At 33.5% G+C, this 4,200-nt stretch carries 5 protein-coding genes; 3 read left to right on the plus strand and 2 right to left on the minus strand.

What is annotated here, in order from left to right; all coding sequences use genetic code 11:
• Positions 1-131 precede the first annotated feature (131 nt).
• Complete coding sequence (locus AC3ASS_RS11750) at positions 132-362, minus strand: DUF1128 domain-containing protein (RefSeq protein WP_488283726.1); 231 nt, start codon at positions 360-362, stop codon at positions 132-134.
• Between the two features lie 130 nt (positions 363-492).
• Between AC3ASS_RS11750 and AC3ASS_RS11755 the strand changes: the two genes are divergently transcribed.
• The 3 genes from AC3ASS_RS11755 (at position 493) to AC3ASS_RS11765 (ending at position 2,177) form a co-directional block, all read left to right on the plus strand.
• A complete protein-coding gene (locus tag AC3ASS_RS11755) occupies positions 493-963 on the plus strand; it encodes a low molecular weight protein-tyrosine-phosphatase (RefSeq protein ID WP_488283722.1) in 471 nt (156 codons plus the stop codon).
• A 12-nt stretch (positions 964-975) separates the two neighbouring features.
• The gene (locus tag AC3ASS_RS11760) at positions 976-1,266 is read left to right on the plus strand and encodes a YtxH domain-containing protein (protein WP_488283723.1); all 291 of its coding nucleotides are present in this window, start codon (positions 976-978) and stop codon (positions 1,264-1,266) included.
• A gap of 68 nt (positions 1,267-1,334) precedes the next feature.
• On the plus strand, positions 1,335-2,177 hold the full coding sequence (locus tag AC3ASS_RS11765) for a YihY/virulence factor BrkB family protein (RefSeq protein ID WP_488283724.1): 843 nt from the start codon (positions 1,335-1,337) through the stop codon (positions 2,175-2,177).
• Positions 2,178-2,209: 32 nt separating this feature from the next.
• On the opposite strand, the gene AC3ASS_RS11770 is transcribed toward AC3ASS_RS11765, so the two are convergent.
• Positions 2,210-4,117 carry a heavy metal translocating P-type ATPase gene (locus tag AC3ASS_RS11770; RefSeq protein ID WP_488283725.1) on the minus strand — a complete coding sequence of 636 codons (1,908 nt, stop codon included), beginning with the start codon at positions 4,115-4,117 and terminating at the stop codon, positions 2,210-2,212.
• Positions 4,118-4,200 lie beyond the last annotated feature (83 nt).

The following is a 4,200-nucleotide window of genomic DNA, read 5'->3' on the forward strand; positions in this document are numbered from 1 at the left end:
AATAACAAAAGACGGTCCGATAATATTAACAACTTTATAAATTCAAATTGACATTCATATTTTTTGTAAGCTATTTACTTTTTTGATATCTATTAGATAAAGAGCTTGGGTAAAGCACCCAAGCTCTTTCATTATTTCCTCAGTTTTCCTAGTTCCTCCACAATCGCTTGCATTTCATTTGGAGAAAAACTTGTTTTTTTCATAACCATTTCATAAATGTCACGCAATTCTTCATAAAGTTCTTCATTGATATGGGAAGAATTCATTGCACTAATATTAATCATTTTTAATTTTTCTGTTATTTTAGATAGCATAAATTCAATATTTTCAGGGGTGTTTTTCGTTAAATCCAACGGAATCATCCTTTCAAACCAATACTTTTTCCATCTTTTCATTCTTCCGTCCATTTGTCAACCAATACTTTGAGAATTCATTTATTTTGTGTAAATATATATGTGAGTATAGAAAAATTTAATGGGGAGATGGATGATCATGATAAAAGTATTATTTGTTTGCTTAGGAAATATATGTAGATCCCCAATGGCAGAAGCAGTTTTCCGTCATTTAGTAAAAAAAGAGGGACTAGATCAAAAGATTATCGTTGATTCAGCAGGTACCGGAGGATGGCATGTGGGTGAAGGGCCACATCGCGGAACGGCAAAAATTTTACAACAGTATGAAATTGATTCAACGGGTTTAATCGCTAGACAAATTAAAAAACAAGACTTAAATGATTTTGATTATATCGTTGCCATGGATAAGCAAAATAAAAAAGATATTTTATCTTTAACGAATGAAGAAAATACAAAAGTCTTTCAATTACTTGACTTAGTTGAAGATGTACAAAATAAAGATGTACCAGATCCGTATTATACAGGCAATTTTAATGAGGTTTATGATTTAGTAGTAAAAGGTTGTAAGGCTCTATTAGAGAAAATTAAGAAGGAACACCATTTAAATTAAGGTGGGGAAAATATGAGTAAAAATATTTTTTTCAAAGGAGTTTTTTTAGGTGCACTCGTTGGAGGGGCAGTTACTTTATTACATAAAGAAACGAGAAAAGAAGTAACAGATGTTAGTAAAAAAACAGTTCAAAAAATAAAGCATGTTGTTTGTCATCCGATAGAAACGGTAGAACAAATTCAAAGTCAAGTTAATGAATTTATCAATTTCATTGAGGAAATTACGGATGACATAAAAGAAATAAATGATCGAATTCATCATATAAAAAATTCTGTACCAAAAAGCCATCGTACCAATCCATAAAATATCTTTGGTATAAACGGACGAGCAGTTCAATAAAATAAATAAACAAATATGTAAACCTATTATAGGTGAGAAAATTGAAAAAAAAATTCACACTAAAAGACTGGGTTGTCGAACTTTATAAACGAACGCTCGTGCATGATTCTACTGGGATGGCTGCACAGCTTGCCTACTTTTTCTTATTATCAGTCTTTCCTTTGCTCATATTTCTTTTTGCGCTCATACCTTTCTTTCCATTAAATGAAAGTGACGTCCTCAATATCATTAGAGATTTCGCGCCGAAAGATACGATGGACCTCATTGATAATAATGTGGCATCTTTTGTTAATCAACATAATGGAAAAATTTTGTCTTTCGGACTAATTGGAACACTTTGGTCCGCATCAATTGGAATGAATGGGATAATTATAGCAATTAATCGCGCTTATAATGTAAAGGAGGACCGTCCTTTTTATAAAACAAGAGGATTATCCATTATATTAACGGTTGCGCTTATTTTTGTTGTATTTATTGCGCTACTCCTTATCATTTTTGGGCGTCACCTTGGAATTGTCCTTTTTGCAAAAATTGGGCTATCGGATGAGTTTATTAGTATTTGGGAAACACTACGAATGATTGTTAGTATTTCTATTTTATTTATTGTCTTTACATGCATTTACTTTTTTGCTCCTAATAAACAAATTAAATGTATTGATGTCTTTCCGGGGGCTACCGTAGCAACTCTTGGCTGGGTAGTGACATCCGTTGCTTTCTCCCATTATGTATCGAATTTTGGTAAGTTCTCTGTGACGTATGGCTCTATTGGTGGAGTAATTGTATTAATGATTTGGCTATATTTATCAGGTTTTATGTTAATTATCGGAGGAGAAATTAACGCAATAAATGTTCATCGAAAAGATGAAAATTGTTAATACTGCCAAAGATTTCAGGCAGTATTAACATATTATTTTGATCGTAATAATCTTAATCCATTAAGAATGACTAAAATCGTGCTTCCTTCGTGACCAATCACTCCTAAAGGGAGATCTAATATTTGGAAAAAGTTAGACGCAATAAGTAGGGAAATAACTAGAATAGAAAAAATAATGTTTTGCTTGATGATACGATTCATTTTTTTAGATAAGCGTATAGCATGAGAAATTTTTGTTAAATCATTTTTCATTAGTACGACATCGGCTGTTTCTAAAGCAACTCCGGTTCCATCACCCATCGCAACACCAATTTGGGCAGTCGCTAATGCTGGTGCATCATTAATTCCGTCTCCAACCATAGCGGTAATCCCATACTTTTCTTTTAATTCTTTTAATCTTTGAACTTTACTTTCAGGTAAACATTCTGCTTGAAAATCTATGATGCCGCATTCTTTCGCAATGGCATTTGCTGTATGCTGATTGTCCCCGGTAAGCATAATCGGACGAATTCCTAATCTTTTTAGTGTCCGAATAGCCTTTGCTGCTTCGTTTCTAACGACATCTTTTAAAGCAAACATCGCAATAACGGTTCCATTACAACTGGCATAGATGACCGTTTTTCCTTCATCGGCCCATCTTTTATCCATTCCTTGGCTAAAATGATTTACCTCCTTAAGTCCAAGAAATGCTAGTTTTCCAATCTTCCATTCTTCACCATTTATAGTCGCTTGAATCCCCCAACCACTTACATCTTCCACGAAAATATCTGTTAATAAAGAGACATCATTTTTTTTTGCAAATTGAACAATCGCTTCTGCAAGTGGATGTTTCGATTGATTTTCCATAGATGCTACTATTTTTAATACTTCATCTTTATTTTTTTCCGGATGAATAAAAAAGTCGGTAACAACTGGTTTTCCTTTTGTTAATGTACCGGTCTTATCAAAAGCGATGGCTTTAATATTTCCAAGCAATTCAATTTTGCTTCCCCCTTTAATGAGGATCCCTTTTCTGGCGTTATTAGAAATGGCTGATAATGTTGCCGGCATGATTGAAGCTACTAAAGCACATGGTGAAGCGACAACAAGTAAAATCATTGCGCGGTAAAACGTTTCGTTCCAGCTCCATTCAAGTAAGTAGTGAGGCAAGAACATCATCAATCCAACACTTATAAGAACAAATTTTACGTAAATGCCTTCAAATCGTTCAATAAATTGTTGAGATGGAGATTTTTCATTTTTTGCTGCTTGAACGAGTTCTATTATCTTCTGAAATAATGTATCTTTGGCTTCTTTAGTTATTTCAACTGTTAACGAACCAGAAATATTAACGGTTCCTGCAAACACTTCTTCTTGTACATCTTTATGAACCGGAATAGATTCACCAGTTATTGGTGATTCGTCTATATTTGATTGGCCTTTTATGATAATTCCATCAGCAGGAATTCTTTCCCCAGGTTTAATCAATATATGATCTCCGATTGATAATTTTGATACATGGACTTTTCTCTCCATTCCATTATTTATAAGGAGAGCTTCCTCCGGCTGCATTTCCATTAATGACGTAAGCTCTTTTTGACTTTTATTCATCGTATAAGATTCTAATGCTCCGCTTACGGCAAAAATGAAAATTAATATCGCACCCTCTGTCCAGTAACCGATAATGGCAGAACCGATGGCTGCAAAAATCATTAACATTTCAACGTTTAATTTTTTCTCGCTAATCGTTTCTTCAATACCCTCTTTCGCTTTAGCAAAACCACCAATGATAAAGGCGAGTATATAAAAAACTACAGAAACGCCAGCTTGATTATTTTGGTTGAACAACCATCCTAATAAAATGAAAAAACCACTCGTAAGGGCTGCGATCATCTCAAGATGAGGTTTTACCTTGTGAAAGAATGTAGATTTCTTTTTTAAATGTATGGCTAATGAATTCATGGCATTTCCTCCTCGTATAGTATTTTTAGAATCCTCTTTTGAGGTATTTTCCAGTTAGAATTTTGTTCTTTGATAACTTCATA

The organism is Bacillus sp. JST-5 (genome assembly GCF_057747715.1).

Coding starts and splice junctions, on each gene's coding strand:
- AC3ASS_RS11750 (WP_488283726.1), bottom strand. CDS start 362: ATGATTCCGTTGGATTTAACGAAAAACACCCCTGAAAATATTGAATTT.
- AC3ASS_RS11755 (WP_488283722.1), top strand. CDS start 493: ATGATAAAAGTATTATTTGTTTGCTTAGGAAATATATGTAGATCCCCA.
- AC3ASS_RS11760 (WP_488283723.1), top strand. CDS start 976: ATGAGTAAAAATATTTTTTTCAAAGGAGTTTTTTTAGGTGCACTCGTT.
- AC3ASS_RS11770 (WP_488283725.1), bottom strand. CDS start 4,117: ATGAATTCATTAGCCATACATTTAAAAAAGAAATCTACATTCTTTCAC.